The organism is Duganella sp. HH101 (assembly GCF_001758795.1).
GTDB lineage: Bacteria > Pseudomonadota > Gammaproteobacteria > Burkholderiales > Burkholderiaceae_D > Rugamonas > Rugamonas rivuli.
In genome coordinates this window covers 95,235-113,855 of sequence record NZ_LRON01000020.1, presented here as the reverse complement: position 1 = coordinate 113,855, position 18,621 = coordinate 95,235, and the positions used below count along the sequence as shown (strand labels likewise).

The following is an 18,621-nucleotide window of genomic DNA, read 5'->3' as shown; positions in this document are numbered from 1 at the left end:
CGGCCGTATTGGCCCAAGGTCCAATAGCCGCGTTCGCGCCGCCGCGATATCGTGCATCCATGGATACCTCAACGCCCTGGATAGCCGTAGTGGACGACGACGACGCGATACGCCGGGCGCTGCTGCGCCTGATGCGCGCCGCCGGCGTCAACGCCCGCGCCTACGCCGGCGGCGCCGAGTTCCTGGCCGCGCTCGACGACGGCCATCCCTGCTGCGTGGTGCTGGACGTGCACATGCCGGGCCTGTCCGGCCTGGAGGTGCAAGTCCGGCTGGCGCAGCAGGCGCCCGACGTCGGCGTCATCCTGATCACCGGCCACCAGACCCCGGCCGAACAGGCGCTCGCACTGCAGCACCAGCCGCTGGCCTATCTCAGCAAACCCGTCAACGATCAACTGTTATTGGACGCCATCGCCGCCGCCTGCGGCAGGGCTGTGGCGTCCGCCACCGGAGGCTCACGTCCATGAACCAGACCACCCCGCTGCACGGCGCCAAGATCCTGATCGTCGACGACCAGCCCCTCAACATCATCTTGCTCGAACACCTGCTGGCCGGCGCCGGCTACACCGCGGTCAGCGCCACCAGCGACGCCCCGGCCGTGGCCGCGCTGTACCGCCAGCACCGCTACGACCTGATCGTGCTCGACCTGAACATGCCGGACATGGACGGCTTCCAGGTGCTCGACAGCCTGCGCCAGATCGAGACCGAGCAATACCTGCCGGTGCTGGTGATGTCGGCCGAGCCGGACTACAAGCTGCGCGCGCTGGAGGCCGGCGCCAGGGACTTCATCAGCAAGCCCTGCGACTACAGCGAGCTGCTGTCGCGCATCCGCAATCTGCTGGAGGTGCGGCTGCTCTACACCGGCAGCCGCGACTACGGCCGCCGCATGGCCAGCCACGACAGCCTGACCGGCCTGCCGAACCGCCAGCTGTTCGCCGAAACGCTGGAGCGCCAGCTGGTGGCGGCCTGGCCCGGCGCCAGCGCGCTGCTGCTGGTCGACCTCGACGGCTTCACCGCCGTCAACGACACCCTGGGCCACGCCGCCGGCGACATCCTGCTGCACCAGTTCGGCCAGCGCCTGAAGGCGCTGGCGCCGCCGCAGACCGCCATCGGCCGCCTGGGCAACGACGAGTTCGCCCTGCTGCTGCCGGCCCTGGAGCAGGTGCAGCAGGCCAGCGCGTTCGCCGACCAGATCCGCACCATGCTGCACCAGCCCTTCGAGCTGCCGGCCGGCCCGACCACGCTGACGGTCAGCATCGGCATCGCCGCCTGTCCCGGCGACGCCGAGGACGTCGCCACGCTGATACGCTATGCCGACATCGCGCTGCACCAGGCCAAGCAGGAGGGACGCGACCGCTGCTGCTACTTCACCAGCGCCATGAACCAGCAGGCGCAAAGCCGCTACCAGCTCGAACACGCGCTGCGCGAAGCCTGCGTGCGCGGCGAGTTCGAACTGCACTACCAGCCCAAGGTACAGATCAGCAGCGGCCGCATCGTCGGCGCCGAAGCGCTGCTGCGCTGGAACCGGCCCGGCCATGGCCGGGTGTCGCCGGGCGAGTTCATTCCGCTGCTCGAGCGCAGCGGCCTGATCGTGCAGGTCGGCGCCTGGGCCATCGACGAGGCTTGCCGCCAGATCGCCGCCTGGGCCCAGCTAGCCAACGGCCCGCTGCCGATCGCCGTCAACGTCGCCAGCCGTCAGTTCGCCGACGCCAAGCTGGAACAGACGGTGGCCGCCGCCATCGCCCGCCACGGCATCGATGCCGCCCTGCTGTCGCTGGAAGTGACCGAAAGCGCGCTGATGGACGACATCGGCCGCACCGCCGCCACGCTGGCCGAGCTGCGCGCCATGGGCGTGCGCATCGCCATCGACGACTTCGGCACCGGCTACTCCAGCCTGGCCTACCTGAAGCGCTTCCCGGTCGACACGCTGAAGATCGACATCGCCTTCATCCGCGAAGTGACCAGCAGCCCGGACGACGCCGCCGTGGTCGACGCCATCGTCGCCATGGCCCACAGCCTGAAGCTGGACGTGGTGGCCGAAGGGGTGGAGACGGCGGCCCAGCTGGCCTACCTGGGCCGCCATCGCTGCGACCAGATCCAGGGCTATTACTTCAGCCGGCCGCTGCCGGCGGCGCAGATGGAGCAGATGCTGTGCGACGACATCCGCCTGCAACTGCCGGCCGACGCCGGCAACGCGCCCGAGCGCACGCTGCTGCTGATCGACGACGAGCCGCACGTGCTGACCGCCCTGCAGCGCCTGCTGCGCCAGGACGGCTACCGGGTGCTGACCGCCAACGGCGCGGCCCAGGCCTTCAAGCTGCTGGCCGAGCACCAGGTGCAGCTGATCCTGTGCGACCAGCGCATGGAGGAGATGAGCGGCACCGACCTGCTCGACAAGATCAAGCATATGTACCCGGACACCTTCCGCATCATCCTGTCCGGCTACACCGACCTGAAGACCATCATGGAATCGATCAACCGCGGCGCCCTGTACCGCTTCTACACCAAGCCCTGGGACAACCGCACGCTGCGCGACAACATCCGCGCCGCCTTCCGCCACTACTGGCAGCTGCACGGCCTGGCCGAGCCGGAGGGCGCGGCGGCGCCGGCAACGGCTGCGGCTACGCTGTCGGCCAGCGGAGCATGCTGACATGCACGCGCTGCTGTCTCGCCAGCTCAGCCTGTTCGGCCCCGGCGCCGCCGAGCCCGACGCCAGCGCGCTGACCGCCGCCATCGGCGCCAGCTACGCCCGCTACGACGAGCAGCTGCACACCTTGCAGCATCAGCTCGACCTGAGCCGCCGCCAGCTGGCCCAGGCCGGCAAGATGGCCAGCCTGGGCCAGATCGCCGCCAGCCTCGCCCACGAGATCAACAACCCGGTCGGCTACGTCTGCTCCAACCTGGAAATGCTGCAAGAGCAGTTGCAGCCGCTGCTGGCGCGGCTGCCGGCGCGGCAGGACGCCGGCGACCTGCCGGCACTGGTGCAGGAATCGCTGGACGGCATGCTGCGCGTGCGCCAGATCGTCCAGGACTTGAAGGAATACTCGCACAGCGGCGACGACGCCCAGCAATGGCAGGCGGTCGACCTGCACCGCGGCATGGACGCCACGCTGCATATGCTGCGCAGCGAGCTCAGCCACCGCGCCGACATCGTCCGCGACTACGGCACGCTGCCGCCGGTGTACTGCCTGCCCTCGCAGCTGAACCAGGTGGTGATGAACCTGGTCGTCAACGCCGCCCACGCGCTGGGCCCGGGGCGCGGCCGCATCACCCTGCGCACCGGCGCCGGCGACGACGCCGTCTGGTTCAGCGTCAGCGACACCGGCAGCGGCATCGCCCCCGACCACCTGGAGCGCCTGTTCGAACCCTTCTTCACCACCAAGCCGGCCGGCCACGGCACCGGCCTCGGCCTGGCCTTGGTGCGCGACATCGTGCACAAGCATGGCGGTCGCATCGAGGTCAGCTCCGAGCTTGGCCGGGGCACCTCCTTCCGCGTCGTACTGCCCCAGCGGCGCGACGCCAGCGGCCGCCAACGGGCCGCCTGAACCGCCACAGGAAAACATCATGCGCCTGTCCCCGACCCACCGCCGCCTGGGCCCGCTGTGCCTGGCCGCCGCCGCCCTCGCCGCCGCCCTCGCCGCCGCCGCCGCGCCGCTGGACGAACCGATCAAGCCGGTGCCGCTGTCGCTGCACCAGGACCCCGCCAAGGCCGCGCTGGGCAAGCGCCTGTTCAACGACGCCCGGCTCTCGACCAACAACGCCGTCTCCTGCGCCAGCTGCCACAACATCGCGCTCGGCGGCGGCGATGTGCGGAAACGTTCGGGCGGCTTCCAGGGCAGGCTGGGCGCGGTCAACACCCCCAGCGTGCTCAACGCCGCGCTGAACTTCCGGCAGTTCTGGAACGGCCGCGCCGACACGCTGGAGGCGCAGATCGACATGGTGATCAGCAATCCGGTCGAGATGGGATCGTCCTGGAAGGAAATCATGGGCAAGCTGACGGGCGACGCCGGCTACCGCAGCGGCTTCTCCGCCGCCTACCGCGACGGCCTGACGGTGGCCAATGTGCGCAACGCCATCGCCAGCTACGAACGCACGCTGATCACGCCGAACGCGCGCTTCGACCAGTACCTGCGCGGCAACCCCAACGCCATCAGCGATGCGGAAAAGGCCGGCTACGCCAAGTTCAAGCAGTACGGCTGCGTGTCGTGCCACCAGGGCGTCAACGTCGGCGGCAATATGTTCCAGAAATTCGGCGTCATGGGCGACTATTTCGCCAGCCGCGGCGGCGTCAACGACGCCGACCTGGGCCGCTACATGGTCACGCACAACACCGACGACCTGCACGTCTTCAAGGTGCCCAGCCTGCGCAACGTCGCGCGCACCGGCCCCTACTTCCACGACGGCTCGGCCGCCACGCTGGAGCAGGCGATCGACGTCATGTTCAAGTTCCAGCTGGGCCGCAACGGCAGCAAGCAGGACAAGGCCGCCATCATCCTTTTTCTGAATACGCTGAACAGCGTGCCGACGGAGCAGCCATGAACGCCTCCCACCTGTGCCTGATACGGCTGCGGCGGCGGCTGCGGCGGCTGATGCTGCCGCTCCCGCTGCTGTGCCTGCTGCTGGCGGGCCTGCTGGGCGTGCTCTATGCGCGCAGCCTCGGCTACGACAACAACGACTACTTCGCCAACGTCGCGCTGCTGCGCCAGATCCGCCAGCTCGACGCGCAGTGGGAACTCGATGCGCTGAAGTCGCGCGTCGGCCTGAACCACAGTTACGACCCGCTGGTCAGTCCGCTGCAAGCGCTGGAGGCGCTGCATCTGCAACTGGACGCGCCGTCGGCGCCGGTCAGCGCCGCCCTGGCCGCCTACCGGCAAGCCCTGCACGAGAAGATGGCGCTGATGGAAACGTTCAAATCGCACAACTCGGTGCTGAACAATTCGCTGGGCTTCCTGCCGACCGCGGTCGACGACATCGGCGCGTTGGCCAACCAGAATCGCGACCACCGGCTGGAGGCCATGGGACACGTGGAAGCCGCCGCCAACCGGGTGCTGCTGGCCACGCTGGTCTACAGCGCCGCGCCGTCCGAGCGCGGCGTCATGGAGATCGAAATCGAAATGGCCGACATGGCCGCCGCCGGCGCCCGCGTTTCCCCCGCGCTGCGGGAGCGGGTCGACATCCTGTCCGCCCATGTGCGCACCGTGATCGCCGAAGAAGCGACCGTCGCCCGCCTGCTGGCCGGCATCTCGGCCGCCCCCACCGGCGCGCGCATCGACGCCATCAGCACGCTGCTGGGCGCGCGGCAGCAACTGGCGGTGCAGCAGCTGCACAATTACCGGATCTGGCTGTCGCTGCTGGCGACTTTGCTGGTCGGCCTGCTGGGCTACACGGCGCTGCGGCTGGTGCGCAGCCATGCCACGATCAACCGCGTCAACGCCGAACTGAAGACCGCCAACGACCACCTCGAAGCCCGGGTCCAGGAACGCACCGTCGAACTGCTGCAGGCGAACGGCCGCCTGCAGCAGGAAATGAACGAGCGCAAGGCCTTGCAAAGCCGGCTGGTGCAGTCGGAAAAGCTGGCCTCGATCGGCCAGCTGGCGGCCGGCGTGGCGCACGAGATCAACAATCCGCTGTCCTTCCTGGCGTCGAATTTCGGCATGCTGGAGCACTACCTGGACAATCTGTTCGATCTGCTCAGCGCCTACGAAGAGGCCGAGCTCGCCATGGCCCCGCGCGAGGCCGCCGCCCACCTGACGCACGCCCGCAGCCGGGTCGATCTGGCCTACCTGAAGGAAGACATCCCGGCGCTGGTGGCCGAGTCGCGTGGCGGCATGGACCGGGTCGGCAAGATCGTACAGGACCTGAAACAGTTTTCGCACGTGGAGTCGGAGCAGGACTGGCAATGGAGCGACCTGCACCTGGGGCTGCAATCGACGCTGAGCCTGATCGGCAGCGACCTGGCGCAGGTGGCCGACGTGCATACCGAGTTCTCGCCTATCCTGGAAATCGAATGCCTGCCGTCGCAGCTGAACCAGGTGTTCCTGAACCTGCTGCAGAACGCCGCCCAGTCCATCGGCCCGCAGCGCGGCCGCATCACCGTGCGCACCGGCGGCCAGGGCGGCGAGGTATGGGTGGAGGTCGCCGACACCGGCCGCGGCATCCCCGGCGACGTGCTGCCGCGCATCTTCGATCCCTTCTTCACCACCCAGCCCATCGGCAAGGGCACGGGGCTGGGGCTGTCGCTGTCCTACGGCATCGTGCAAAACCATTGCGGCCGCATCGAGGTGCAGAGCGCGCCCGGCCAGGGCAGCACCTTCCGCGTGACGCTGCCGATCAGCCACCGCATGGCGGAGGCATAGAAACCCCTGGCGGCGGCGCGGCTGCGCTTATAATCGTGGCACGATACATGGTCACGCCAGGGAAACAGCGCATGCAAGAAAACACGATCGTCACCCCGCCTGCCGCCGGCAGCCACGCCCATCTGTCCGGGCGCGTGCTCGGGCTGGCCAACCTGGGCCTGATGGTGCTCGACGCCAACGGCCGCGTCGTCATGTGGAACCAGTGGCTGGCCAGCCACTCCGGCCTGTCCGCCCACCGCGTGCAGGGCTGCGAACTGTTCGAACTATTCCCCGAGCTGCGCGGCCAGCGCCTGGAGCAGGCGGTGCAGAGCGCCATGCAGAGCAAGCTGCCGCAGCAGTTGTCGCCGGCGCTGAACCGTTCGCCCTTCCCGCTGTACCCGACCGGCACCTGGGGCGGCGAACGCGTCGAACAGGCGGTGTCGGTGACGCCCTTCACCGAAGGCAAGGAGCGCTACTGCCTGATCGAGGTGAGCGACATCAGCACCACCGTCGGCCGCGAGCGCCAGTTGCGCGGCCAGGCCGAGGCGCTGCGCGCGCAATCGTATGTGGACGGCCTGACCGGCATCGCCAACCGCCGCCACTTCGACGTCGCGCTGGACCGCGAACTGCGCCGCGCCCAGCGCAACAACGGCCAGCTGTCGCTGCTGTTGATGGACATCGATTCCTTCAAGGCCTACAACGACCACTTCGGCCACCAGCAGGGCGACGCCTGCCTGACGCTGGTGGCGGAAGCCTTCGCCGCCATGCTGCAACGCCCGGCCGACCTGGCCGCCCGCTACGGCGGCGAGGAATTCGCCGCCGTGCTGCCGGACACCGGCCCGGAGCAGGCGGCCCTGCATGCCGAAGCGATCCGCGCCCGCATCGCCGCGCTGTCGATCACGCACGCGCCGGCCGCCACCCGTCCGCACGTGACGATGAGCATAGGCGTGGCCACCTACGACAAGAACACCCTGAACGACGCCGCCGCCATGCTGGCCGCCGCCGACAGCTGCCTGTACGCCGCCAAGCACGCCGGCCGCGACTGCGTGATCATCCACCGCCCCACCGAGAATGCCGCCTGAACCCATGAAGATAAGCACCGCCGTACTGAGTATCGCCGCCGCCCTCGCCACCATGGCGGCGGCGCCATCGTCGCAAGCCGCCGCCTGCAGCGGCAAGGCGCCCGCCGGCGAACTGGTGGCGCAGCGCATCGCCGCCGCCAATCCGGACCGCAAGGAACCCGGCCTGTACGAAGGCCCGGTCTGGATCAAGGACGCGCTGTATTTTTCCGACTTCACCTTCGGCCCCGGCTTCCCTTCGCGCATCCGCAAGCTTGACGCGGCGGGCCGGGTCAGCACGGTGATCGAGGACAGCGGCAGCAACGGCCTGGCGGTGGACAACGACGGCAAGCTGCTGGCCGCCACCCACAAGTACAAGAGCGTGTCGCGCTACACGCTGGACGGCAAGCGCAGCGAAGTGGCGGGCAAGTACCAGGGCAATGTCTTCAACTCGCCCAACGACATGGCGATGGCCAGGGACGGCACGCTGTACTTCAGCGACCCGGCCTTCCAGCGCGACGCCGCGCCGGGCGGCCAGGACCAGACCCGCGTCTACCGCGTGGCCGTGGATGGCAGCGTGACGGTGGTGGACGATACGCTGATCAACCCCAACGGCGTATCGCTGTCGCCCAAAGGCGATGTGCTGTATGTGAACGGCATGGTGGGCGACCAAGGCGTGCTGCGCGCCTACGCCATCGTCGACGGACAGCCGCAGCAGGGACGCGACCTGGTGTCCCCGCTGGGCATCCCGGACGGCATGGCGGTCGATTGCCACGGCAACATCTACGTCACCGAGCACACCGACAAGCGCCTGCGCGTGTTCACGCCCAAGGGCAAGCAGATCGCCACCATCAAGGTGGACGCCAATGTGACTAACGCCGCTTTCGGCGGCGTTAGCGGCAAGACACTCTACATCACCGGCGCCGGCGCCCTCTGGAAACTGGACCTGGACGTCACCGGCTCGCCGTACTGAGGCAGCTTACTTCGCCAGCAGGTGCTGGTTCAGGAAGTTGATGGTGGAGTAGAACTGGTAATCGGCGTTGGCCTTCTTGTTGAAGCCGTGGCCTTCGTCGTTGGCCATCATGTACCAGACCGGCGTGCCGTTCTGCTTGACGGTGGCGACGATCTGGTCGGCTTCCTGGTAAGGCACGCGCGGATCGTTCTTGCCCTGCACCACAAATAGCGGCTGCTTGATCTTGGCCGCATTGTTCAGCGGCGCGATCTTCTCCATGAACTTGCGCATTTCCGGATCGCGCTCGTCGCCGTACTCCACGCGGCGCAGGTCGCGGCGGTAGGTTTCGGTTTTTTCCAGGAAGGTGACGAAGTTGGAGATGCCGACGATGTCGACCGAGGCCTTGATGCGGTCGGCGTAGTTGGTCGACACCGCCAGCGACATGTAGCCGCCATAGCTGCCGCCCATCACCGCCACGCGCGACGCATCCAGGTCCGGCTGGGTGGCGATCCAGTCCAGCAGCGCGCCGATGTCCTTGACCGAATCCTCGCGCTTCATGCCGTTGTCCAGTTTGAGGAAGGTCTTGCCGTAGCCGCTGGAGCCGCGCACGTTGGGGTAGATCACGGCCAACCCCATCTCGTCCGTGAAGTAATTGCTGCGCCCCATGAAGCCTGGCTGGAACTGGCCCTCCGGTCCGCCATGGATGTTGATCAACACCGGCCGCTTGCCCGGGAATTTGCCGGCCGGCGCGCGGTACACGAAGCCGGAGATCGACTTGCCGTCGAACGAAGTCCAGCGGGCGATGGTCGGCTCGGCGAACTTGCTGTTGTCGATGTCGAGCTTCTCATGCTCGGTCCAGCGCGTGACGGCGTTGGTCTTGACGTCGACCGCGTACACTTCCGACGGGCTGGTGGCCGAAGTCAGCGCCACCGCCAAGTGGCGGCTGTCCTTGTGCCACTCGAAATTGGCGATGGTACCCTTCGGCAGCTTGAACGCGGGCAGCAGTTTGCGGTCGGCGGTGCGCATCACACGCAGCACGCTGGTGCCGTCTTCGTTGGCGACAAACGCGAGCAGCTTATTGTCCTCGGACAGGGCGACGCCGTCGATGTCCCATGGGATATCCGCGGTGAGCACGGTGGACTTCATGGTCTTCAGGTCGAGATACGCCAGGCGCTGGAATTCGCTGCCGGCGTCGGTGACAAGGTACAAGCCCTTGCCATCCTTGCTGAACAGCGTGGAGGAATAGGCCACCGGCTCGTCGCCGTTCTTGCCGGTGATGCGGCGCGTCTTGCCGGTCGCCAGGTCCATCAGCCACAGATAGCTTTCGTTGGCCGACACAAATTCGCTGTAGACCAGTTGCTTGTCGTCCGGCGAGAACTTGAAGCCGCCCCAGCCGCCGCCAGGCAGCTCGGTCAGCGTGCGCGCACTGTCCGGCTTCAGCGGATCGACGATGGCGATGGTGGAATTGATCTTGTCGGCCGATCCGGTGCGGCCGACCGGCACCGTGGTGTAGAGCACCTGCTTGCCGCTGCTGCTCCAGGCCATGTCCTGCACGCGCTGGCCGTCCGGGGTGAACGGCACGGCGTCGCCGCCGGCCACGTCGCGGCGGTAGGCGCGGAATACTTCATTGCCGCCGCTGTCCTTGATGAATACGAAGTACTTGCCATGCTTGGGCTGGAAGCTGGCGCCACGCACCGGTTCCGCATAGTCGGTCAGCAGTTCCAGCGGCGCGCCAGGCTTGGCCACGCGGTAGATCTGCGGCGTGTTCTTGTAGCGCCGCACCACCAGCATTTCCTGCTTGGTCGGATGCCAATCGGTGAATCCGGTCGGCTTGAACTCGGTGTATCTGGTCAGCTGGCTGGCCAGCGCGGCAGGCACCGGCGGCACGTTCTCCATCACCAGCGCGGCAGGCGGCGCCAGCACGGCATCGTCGGCCATGGCGACGGTGCCGTAGGCGCTCAGGACGGACAGCAACAACAAACGCATGACAGGCAGTGTTTTTGACATGGGGTCTCCTTTAAGAGTAAGAATCAAAGACAGCCGCCAGAGTATCCAACAAAGCAACATTTATCACAAGAATAATCAATTCCGCTTCGCCATCCATCAACTCCATGCATGGTTGGCCTTCGGCGCGGCGCTGCGCGACCTATTACTTAATTTTATGCATGTCATGCAGAGTATTCATTTGTCAACGCGGACATAATGAGGGCAACATAGCGCATAACCCATAAAATGGAGACAGCACATGCATCAGCAAGGCGAACTGGCAGGCAAGGTGGCGTTGATCACGGGGGGCGCGTCCGGCATCGGCCGCGCCACGGCGGAATTGTTCGCGCGCGAAGGCGCCACGGTGCTGATCGCCGATCGCGACGGCGCGGCCGGCGAGCTGGCCGTGGCGGCCATCGTTGCCACCGGCGCGCGCGCCTCCTTCATCCGCACCGACGTCGCCGTGGCCGCCGATTGCGCGGCGGCGGTGGCGGCGGCCGTGTCGCGCTACGGCCGGCTCGACGTCCTGTTCAACAACGCCGGCATCACCCGCCGCGCCAACGTGATCGACACCACCGAGCAGGAATGGGACCAGGTCATGGCGGTCAACGTCAAATCGATTTTCCTGATGTGCAAATACGCGGTGCCCGTCATGCAGCAGCAGGGCAGCGGCAGCATCATCAACACCGCCTCCGGCTGGGGCCTGGTGGGCGGCAAGGACGCCGTGTCCTACTGCGCCTCCAAGGGCGCGGTGGTGATCCTGACCAAAGCGATGGCGGTGGATCACGGCCCGCAGAACATCCGCGTCAACTGCGTCTGCCCCGGCGACACCGACACGCCCATGCTGCGCAACGAAGCGCAGCAGCTGGGGCTTGAAGAAACCGCGCTGGTGGCGGCCGGCGCCGGCCGTCCGCTGATGCGCGTGGGCCAGCCGCGCGAGATCGCGCAGGCGGTGCTGTTCCTCGCATCGGATCGCGCCTCCTTCGTCACCGGCGATGCGCTGGTGGTGGATGGCGGCGGCCTGGCCGGATCGGCATAAACCGTGAACAAGTGGGAGAACCCCCAGCTGCTGGAGGAGCACCGGCTGCCTCCGCACGCCTACTTCTTCGCCTACGACGACGCCGATGCCGCGCGCAGCTTCGAGCGTGAGCGCAGCCGCCGCTTCATGTCCCTGAGCGGCGCGTGGCGCTTTGCCTATTTCGGCCATCCGCTGGAAGTGCCGCCGCAGTTCTACAGCGAGTACATGGCGCACTGGGGCCGGATCGAAGTACCCGGCATGTGGCAGATGCAGGGCCACGGCCACTTGCAGTACACCGACGACGGCATGCCCTTCCCGGTCGATCCGCCCTATGTGCCGTCGTCCAATCCCACCGGCGCCTACCAGTGCCGCTGGACGCTGGGCCCGGAGTGGCGCGGCCAGCGCACGATCCTGCGCTTCGACGGCGTCGAGACCTACTTCGAAATCTACGTCAACGGCAGCTACGCCGGCATGAGCAAGGGCAGCCGGCTGGCGGCGGAATTCGACATCACCGCGCTGTTGGCCGAGGGCGAGAACCTGCTCAGCGTGCGCGTGCTGCAATGGGCCGATTCCAGCTACCTCGAAGACCAGGACATGTGGTGGACCGCCGGCATATTCCGCGATGTCTACCTGATCGGCAAGGGAGCCATCCACATACAGGACGTCTGCGTGCAAACCCGCTTCGACGACGCCTGCCGCGATGCGCGCCTATCCTGTGCGCTCAGCGTGTCGGGCGGAGATGGCTGGCGCGTGGACTGGGCCTTGTACGACGGCGCGCGCCTGCTGCTGCAAGGCGGCGGCCAAGCGCCGTCCTGGGAGGTGGACGTGCCCGCGCCGCGCCAGTGGAACGCCGAAGACCCTTATCTGTACCGCCTGGAGATCAGCCTGTTCGACGACGCGGGCACGCTGCTGGAAGTGGTGCCGCTGCGCGTGGGCTTCCGCGAAGTGAGCGTGCAGGATGGCCTGATGTACGTGAACGGCCGCTATCTTAAACTTCACGGCGTGAACCGGCACGACAACGACCACCTGCGCGGCCGCGCCGTGACGATGGCGCGTGTGGAGCAGGACATCGTGCTAATGAAACAGCACAACATCAACTCGGTGCGCACCGCGCACTACCCCAACGACCCGCGCTTCTACGAACTGTGCGACCAGTACGGCCTGTTCGTGATGGCCGAGACGGATGTGGAAACGCACGGCTTCGTCAACGTCGGCAACCTCAGTCAGATCACCGACGATCCGGCCTGGGAAGCTGCCTTCGTCGACCGCATCGAACGCCATGTGCACGCGCAGAAGAACCACCCGTCCATCATCATCTGGTCGCTGGGGAACGAGTCCGGCTACGGCTGCAATATCCGCGCGATGGCCGCGCGCTGCCGCCAGATCGATCCCACGCGCCTGATCCACTACGAAGAGGACCGCGACGCCGAAGTCTGCGACGTGGTCAGCACCATGTACTCCCGCGTGCAGATGATGAACGCCTTCGGCGAGTACCCGATGGACAAGCCGCGTATCCTGTGCGAGTACGCGCACGCGATGGGCAACGGGCCGGGAGGCCTGAGCGAATACCAGGCCGTGATGGACCGCCATCCGCACATCCAGGGCCACTACCTGTGGGAGTGGTGCGACCACGCCATCCTGCAGCCGGACGTGCCCGGACGGCCGTTCTACGCCTTCGGCGGCGACTACGGCGACTATCCGAACAGCGGCAATTTCTGCTGCGATGGCCTGATCTATCCCGACCAGCGCCCCGGCCCCGGCCTGCGCGAATACAAGCAGGTGATCGCACCGGTGAAGGTGCGCGCCATCGACGCCGAGGCAGGCAGGCTGGAAGTGGAGAACCGCTACTGGTTCAGCAGCCTCGATTGCATCACGCTGCTGGTCGAAACCAAGGCGGATGGCGAGGCGCTGCGCTTGCAGCGCGTGCCGCTGTCGCCGCTGCCGCCAGGCCAGCGGCAGGAAATCCGTATCCCTGAGCCGCCGGCCGGCAGCGGCCTGCGCCACCTGAACGTGCGCGTGATCCGCGACCATGCCACCGCCTACAGCGCGGCGCAGCATGAGCTGGCGGTGTACCAGTTCGCACTGCCATCCACGCCCGCGCAGCCGGCGGTCGCCGCAGCGCCACCGCCGCCACCCGAGCTGACCGAACATCGCCTCGACTACCGCATCGAAGGCCATGACTTCCACATGGTGTTCTGCAAGCTCACCGGAAAACTCAAGGAATGGACGGCGCAAGGCCTGCCGCTGCTCGTTCGCCCGCCGCAGCTGACGTTCTACAAACCCTGCATCGACAACCACAAGCAGGAAAACGAGGCCTTGTGGCTGCCGCAGCACCTGGACATCATGCAGGAACACCTGCGCGGCATGGAGGTGCGGCGCGACGGCGCGTTGGTGGAGATCATCGTCGACTGCCAGATCGCGCCGCCGATACTGGGCTACGGCATGCGCTGCCGCTACCACTACCGCATCGACGGCGCCGGCCGGCTGCAGCTCACCCTGTCCGGTACGCCGTACGGCCACTTCCGCGACATGATCCCCAAGATCGGCATGACGCTCGGCCTGCATCAACGGTTGGACCAGGTCGAATACTTCGGCCGCGGCCCCGGCGAGAACTACCCGGACAGCCAGGCATGCAGCATCGTCGACCGCTATCGCAGCAGCGCGGCCGCCATGTTCGAGCATTACCCCAAACCGCAGGACAATGGCAACCGCCAGGACGTGACCAGGGCGGCGATGCGGGACAGCGGCGGCAAGGGCTTGCGCATCGAAGCGCCGCAAGGCATCCACTTCAGCGTGTGGCCGTACAGCGCCGCGCAGATCGCGGCGGCGCGGCACGACAATGAGCTGCAAGAGGACGACTGCTGGACCGTCAACCTCGATCACAAGATGAGCGGGCTTGGCTCCAACTCGTGGGGCTCCGAGGTGCTCGACTCCTACCGCGTCTATCTGGAAGCCTTCAGCTACAGCGTGGAGCTGTCGCCGATGAAGAAGGAGGACCGCCTGTGATCATCCTGAACAGCGTGGACGAGTTCCGCCAGCGCTACCACACGGCGAAAAAATGGCGGCGCTGCGCGGAAGCCATCGCCAACCTGCCCTTGCTGAAGCCGGGCGTGTGCCACTCCATTGGCGACTCGCTGGTCTATCGGCTGGTGGATGGCAAGGTGGCCTCCGCGCACTGCTTCACCGGCAACCGGCGCTACGTCGAGATCCACTACTACCTGTCCGGCAGCGAGAGCATCGCGTACGCGGCCAAGCAGTCGCTGGCCCGGCTGTCGCCCTACAGCGACGAGACCGACCGCGAAACCTTCAGCGGCGAAGCCACCGCCCGGCATACCGCCAGCGCCGGTCAGCTGCTGGTGTTCGACAACGATTACGCCTACCAGCCGCAGGGCTCGGAGCATCTGCGCAAGATGGTGCTGATGGTGACGATAGAAGGTGCGACTTTCCACAATAAGTGAGCTGTCCATGGCTAACCCCAGCAACACGCAAATCGGCCGCTTCATGCTGTTATCGATGGCAGTGGCAGCGATCTTCAACATCCGCAATGTCGTCAACAGCAATATCGCCATCGGCATGGTGGCCGTGCCGTCCTTCCTGTTCGCCACGGCGACCTTCTTCATCCCCTATGTGCTGATCATCGCGGAATTCGTCAGCTTGAACAAGGACGCCAAGTCCGGCATCTACCAGTGGATACGCTCGTCGATGGGCGACAAGTGGGCCTTCGTCGGCGCCTACTGCTACTGGTTCGTCAACCTGTTCTACTTCACGTCGGTGCTGCCCAACATCCTGGTGTATTCGTCCTACGCGTGGCTGGGCTACGAATACCAGTTCTCGTCGCTGACCACGGTGGTGCTGTCGATACTGCTGTTCGCCTTCGCCACCTGGGTGTCGACCAAGGGCGCGGCGTGGGTGGGGCGCGTGACGTCCATAGGCAGCTCGCTGGTGCTGGTGATGGCGTTCGGCTTCGTGGGATTGAGCCTGGCCGACTGGATAGGCGGCGTAGCGCCCGCAACGCCCGTCACGGCGGCGGCGATGACGCCGGTGTTCAGCTGGTCCTTCATGGGCGCGATGGCGTGGATACTGTTCGCCGCCGGCGGCGCCGAATCGGTCGGCGTGTTCCTGAACGATGTGCGCGGCGGCGCCAGGACGTTTGTGCGCACCATCGTCTTCGCCGGCCTGCTGATCGGCGCGCTGTATTCTGTGTCGGCGCTGGTGCTCAACCTGTATGTTCCGGCGTCCAAATTGAGCTACACGTCGGGCGTGTTCCAGGTGTTCGGCGCCCTCGGCGCGCATCACGCCGTATCGCCCCTGCTGCTGAACCGCCTGGTGGGCGCGGTGATGCTGCTCGGTTCCTTCGGCACGCTGATGGTGTGGACGGCGGCACCGGTCAAGGCGCTGTTCTCCGAGATCCCGAAAGGTATCTTCGGCGAACGCGCCATCGCGCTGAACCGCCACGACATGCCGGAGCGCGCAGCGTGGATACAGTTCTGCGTGGTGGTGCCGCTGGTGGTGATACCGGCGCTGGGATCGTCCAACGTGAACCAGCTGCTCAATGTGGTCATCAACATGACCGCGGCCACCGCGCTGCTGCCGCCGCTGATCATCATGGCCGCCTACTTCCATCTGCGGCTGCGGTTGGACCATCTGCCACGCGACTTCCGCATGGGATCGCGCCGTGTGGGCCTGGCGATTACCAGCGTGCTGCTGGCCTTCTTCGGCGTCGCCTTCATCGCCGCGATTTTCCCGGCGGGCCAGAACCTGCTGCTCACGCTGGGCTACAACGTGGGCGGCGTGGTCCTGTTCTTGGGATGGGCTATGTGGAAGTACCGGCAATACGAGCGCGGTCTGGCTACTTCCGGGGCGGCTTTGCTTGAGCCTCTCGCGCCAGAATCAGCAGGTGCGCGGCGCTCCAGCTGAAGTTCGTGGCGCCTTGCATGCGGCCGGTGATGGGGTTGTAATTTTCCCGGATCGGCGCATCGCCTCGCAGGCCTTGCGCACCGGCGGCAAAGCGTTCCGCCATGGCATCCGCTTCGGCGGCGCGGCCGTAGTTGCGCAGGCCGGCCGCGCCGAAGTAGACCTGATCCAGCCACACCCTGCCGCGCCAGTAGATCTCCGGGTCGTAGGATGGATTCGAGACGGCGGCCGTCGGCATCGGGACGGGGGTGCCGAATTCGGCGGGGTCCAGCATTTTGGCGATCACGGCGTCGGCCTGCCGTTGTTCCGCGACGCCGGCCCATAGCGCGGTCCAGCCTTCGGGGCCGCGTCCGCGCATGGTCAGCAGCTTGCCGCCCAGCTGTCGGTCGTAATAGAAGCCAGTGGCGGGGTCGAAGAAGCTGGCGTTGATCAGCTCACGCAGCTGCGCCGCTTGCTCGCGCCAGGTGCGCGCGGCGGCCTGGTCGCCCAGCTCCTGCGCGATGTCGGCCAGGATCAGCTTTTCGCGGTAGAGGAAGGCGTTCAGGTCTACCGATTCCTGATCGATGGAGTAGCCCAGCAGCTTGCCCTGGCTGTCGCGGTTTTCCACCACGCGCACTTGCCAGTCGCGCCGTGCGGCAGCCAGGTTGCCGCCGTGCGTCTTGTCGGCGTAGCGCTGCAGGGCGGCCGGTTCGATGAAGCCGAAGCGGGCGGCGTTGTCCATGCCGGATTCATAGCCTGCCGCCTGCTGCACGGGCAGTTCGATTGCGGCGTACTGGCCGGTGTCGACGATGCGGCTGTAGGCGGCCAGGCCCAGGCAGTCGCGCAGACCTTCCTGCTCCGCGCCGCAGCCGTCGAGCGGTGCGGGCGACAGCGGTTTGACGCGGAAGCGCAGTTGGCCGGCATCGTCGTTGTGCAGCGGGTGTACGGTGGCGCCGTATTCTGTCAGGCCGTTGTGGTCGTGGTCGCGGTTGCGATACCACCAGCGGTGATAGGCCGCCAGCTTGGGTTGCATCTCTTGCAGCCAGGCGCGGTCGTGGGAGTGGCGGTAGATTTCCCACACGGTCCATGCGGCCAGTGGGGGCTTGGTGTCGCGTTCATTCCAGTTGTCGCCGTCGCCGCCGCGCTGGGCGTCCATGTTGTAGAAGACGTTGTCGGGCACCATGCCTTCGTCTTGCGGGCGAACGGTGTCGTTGGACTGAATCTGGTAGTCGAACAGCGAGCGTACGGTGTTGGCGGCCAGCGCCGGGTCGATGGCGGCCAGTGCGTAGGCTTGCTTCCAGGTGTCCCAGGTCCAGGCGCCGTTGAACCAGCGGGCCGTGGTGGACGGCACCATCGCATCGTGGCGGAAGGCGCCGCGCGGCGCGCGCCAGTTGCCGATCAGGGTTTCCAGCGCCTTGGTGCCGAGCGCGGAGGTGGATGCGGAAGTGGCGGCGGGCAGCCTGGCCAGCCATGCGGCCCAGCGACGTTCGTTCGCGGCGATGGCCTGCTCCAGGCGCGCCGGGCTGGCCAGCAACGAGGCTGCGCCTGTGGCGGCGTCGGTCGCGGTGGCGCCGATTCCGGTGGCGGCATCGTCCAGCTGGTAGCTATAGGCGCTGTAAATGGTCTGTTGGCGGGCGGCGGCCAGCGTTGGCAGGTCGGCACTGCTGTCGTAGTGCTGGCTGTCCACGCTATCCTGCGCGCGCACGCTGCGTTCGATGCGGTAGCGCGAGCGGCCGCTGGTCATCACATTGCCGGCGTCGCGCACCTTGCCGAAGGTGATGCTGATACCGCCGCCATCCAGCGCCAATTGCGGCTTCCATGCCGGCTGGCGCGCGGCCACTGTTCCGTCCTTGCCCCATTGCGCCATCAGGTCGCCCTGCCAGTGCGCGCGCAGCGACAGCGGTTTGCCGGACGTATTCCGCAAACGGTAGCGCACCAGCGCGCTGGTGGAGCTGACGAAATGCAGATCCACGTCCAGCTGTAACCCAGGCCACACCAGCCGCTGGCTCAATACGCCCGGCCGCGCCGCGCTGGTCCATCGCGCCTGCTCCGGTTTGAAGCTACGGCCGGTGCGGCGGTCGACCAGGTCCAGCCGCTCCAGCGCAGAGGCGATGTAAAGGCTGTATTCCTCGGCCACCACCATCGGTCCGCTGAAGGCTCCGGCCAAAGTCGGCGTGTCGGGCAGCAGGTACCCATGCCAACTGCCGGCGTCGAACATCGGATTGAAACGCTGGTTTTGCTCGGCGTCGAAATCACGCACGGCGGTCGGCGTGCCGTGGCGATTGATGGAGGGGGACTGCGCTTGCGCGGCCCAGGCAGCGGTGCATGCCGCAATCAGCAGCAAGTTGCGAACGGATGAGGACATAGGCGGGAATAAAAACG

Annotated in this window: 13 protein-coding genes; 11 read left to right on the top strand and 2 right to left on the bottom strand. The window is 66.8% G+C overall.

Features of this window, described 5'->3' with window-relative positions:
* The first annotated feature begins 59 nt into the window (after positions 1–59).
* The 7 genes from DUGA2_RS25495 (at position 60) to DUGA2_RS25465 (ending at position 8,363) form a co-directional block, all read left to right on the top strand.
* Positions 60–464 carry a response regulator transcription factor gene (locus tag DUGA2_RS25495; protein WP_070272219.1) on the top strand — a complete coding sequence of 135 codons (405 nt, stop codon included), beginning with the start codon at positions 60–62 and terminating at the stop codon, positions 462–464.
* Positions 461–2,647: an EAL domain-containing protein gene (locus tag DUGA2_RS25490; RefSeq protein WP_070272218.1), complete on the top strand. Its 2,187-nt coding sequence runs from the start codon at positions 461–463 to the stop codon at positions 2,645–2,647. The genes DUGA2_RS25495 and DUGA2_RS25490 overlap by 4 nt, the downstream gene beginning before the upstream one ends.
* Before the next feature lies 1 nt (position 2,648).
* Positions 2,649–3,542 (top strand): sensor histidine kinase, encoded by an 894-nt coding sequence (locus tag DUGA2_RS25485; protein WP_070272217.1) that lies wholly within the window; start codon positions 2,649–2,651, stop codon positions 3,540–3,542.
* Positions 3,543–3,561: 19 nt separating this feature from the next.
* Entirely contained in the window at positions 3,562–4,536 is a 975-nt protein-coding gene (locus DUGA2_RS25480; RefSeq protein WP_083296474.1) for a cytochrome-c peroxidase, read from the top strand.
* Complete coding sequence (locus DUGA2_RS34590) at positions 4,533–6,353, top strand: DAHL domain-containing protein (RefSeq protein WP_141753386.1); 1,821 nt, start codon at positions 4,533–4,535, stop codon at positions 6,351–6,353. Before DUGA2_RS25480 ends, DUGA2_RS34590 begins: the two co-directional genes overlap by 4 nt.
* A gap of 71 nt (positions 6,354–6,424) precedes the next feature.
* The gene (locus DUGA2_RS25470) at positions 6,425–7,414 is read left to right on the top strand and encodes a diguanylate cyclase domain-containing protein (RefSeq protein WP_070272216.1); all 990 of its coding nucleotides are present in this window, start codon (positions 6,425–6,427) and stop codon (positions 7,412–7,414) included.
* Positions 7,415–7,418: 4 nt separating this feature from the next.
* Positions 7,419–8,363: an SMP-30/gluconolactonase/LRE family protein gene (locus DUGA2_RS25465; RefSeq protein ID WP_070272215.1), complete on the top strand. Its 945-nt coding sequence runs from the start codon at positions 7,419–7,421 to the stop codon at positions 8,361–8,363.
* Between the two features lie 6 nt (positions 8,364–8,369).
* On the opposite strand, the gene DUGA2_RS25460 is transcribed toward DUGA2_RS25465, so the two are convergent.
* Positions 8,370–10,349 (bottom strand): S9 family peptidase, encoded by a 1,980-nt coding sequence (locus DUGA2_RS25460; protein ID WP_141753385.1) that lies wholly within the window; start codon positions 10,347–10,349, stop codon positions 8,370–8,372.
* A gap of 238 nt (positions 10,350–10,587) precedes the next feature.
* On the opposite strand from DUGA2_RS25460, the gene DUGA2_RS25455 reads away from it, so the two are divergent.
* From DUGA2_RS25455 to DUGA2_RS25440, 4 genes are read left to right on the top strand one after another with little or no spacing between them, the layout of a single operon-like run.
* Positions 10,588–11,367, top strand: a complete 780-nt coding sequence (locus DUGA2_RS25455; protein WP_070272214.1) for an SDR family NAD(P)-dependent oxidoreductase — start codon at positions 10,588–10,590, stop codon at positions 11,365–11,367.
* A 3-nt stretch (positions 11,368–11,370) separates the two neighbouring features.
* Positions 11,371–14,352 carry a beta-galactosidase subunit alpha gene (gene ebgA, locus DUGA2_RS25450; RefSeq protein ID WP_070272213.1) on the top strand — a complete coding sequence of 994 codons (2,982 nt, stop codon included), beginning with the start codon at positions 11,371–11,373 and terminating at the stop codon, positions 14,350–14,352.
* Positions 14,349–14,804, top strand: coding sequence for a beta-galactosidase subunit beta (locus tag DUGA2_RS25445; protein WP_070272212.1), 456 nt, complete (start codon positions 14,349–14,351; stop codon positions 14,802–14,804). The genes ebgA and DUGA2_RS25445 overlap by 4 nt, the downstream gene beginning before the upstream one ends.
* A 7-nt stretch (positions 14,805–14,811) precedes the next feature.
* Positions 14,812–16,263, top strand: a complete 1,452-nt coding sequence (locus DUGA2_RS25440) for an amino acid permease (protein ID WP_070272211.1) — start codon at positions 14,812–14,814, stop codon at positions 16,261–16,263.
* On the opposite strand, the gene ygjK is transcribed toward DUGA2_RS25440, so the two are convergent.
* Positions 16,196–18,604, bottom strand: coding sequence for an alpha-glucosidase (gene ygjK / locus DUGA2_RS25435; protein ID WP_070272210.1), 2,409 nt, complete (start codon positions 18,602–18,604; stop codon positions 16,196–16,198). The two genes, DUGA2_RS25440 and ygjK, sit on opposite strands and share 68 nt — an antisense overlap.
* Positions 18,605–18,621: the final 17 nt, after the last annotated feature.